Genomic DNA, 596 nt, shown 5'->3' on the forward strand with positions numbered 1-596 from the left:
TTGTCGGATATGCGTTGCCGGATGCTGCGGGTGTCGGTCGGATTGAGTTTGATGCTGCGGGCTGTGCCATTGACGTGATAGGTGTATTCGTCCCTTGCGCCCGTGGGGTCGGGATAGTCGCTGCCTTTGGGCCCGTCGTAGGCATCGGCAGGATGGTGTTCGTATCCTTCCCAGTTGAGCCGGTATACGGTAAAGCCGTCGTCAACGTTGCCTTGTTCTTTGCTTGCGCTGTCGGCGGCGTGGTTGTCGAAGGGGGCGTGTTCTTCGTGTCCGTGTCCTGAAAAGCGGGTGTAGTAGCCGATTGTGCCGTTGATATTTGCCTGTTGGATGAGCAGGTTGCCCATCTGGTGGGTATAGTCTTGGATGACGTTGATTTGACCGGTGCGGTCGGAGACGCTGCCGCGCGGGTCGCCGAAGAGGTGGTATTTGCCTCCGGGTTCGTAGTGCTGCCGTTGGGCGTTATCGGTAATGAACGGGTCTTGCGCCAAGTCCGCCGCGAGGGCGGGCTGTATGAGTGCGGCCGCCGCTACGGCGCAGGCGGCAAGGAGGTTTGTCAGTCTTCGCAGCGGTTTCACGGTTTATCCTCCTTTGCGGCG

At 59.7% G+C, this 596-nt stretch carries 1 pseudogene; it reads right to left on the bottom strand.

Annotated elements, in window-relative coordinates:
* Window positions 1-575 (bottom strand): annotated as a pseudogene (gene mafB, locus DBY86_RS12790) (polymorphic toxin MafB class 1); the annotation flags it as partial.
* Window positions 576-596: the final 21 nt, after the last annotated feature.

It is taken from the genome of Neisseria bergeri, assembly GCA_003044455.1.
In the GTDB taxonomy this organism is placed as follows: Bacteria; Pseudomonadota; Gammaproteobacteria; order Burkholderiales; family Neisseriaceae; genus Neisseria; species Neisseria bergeri.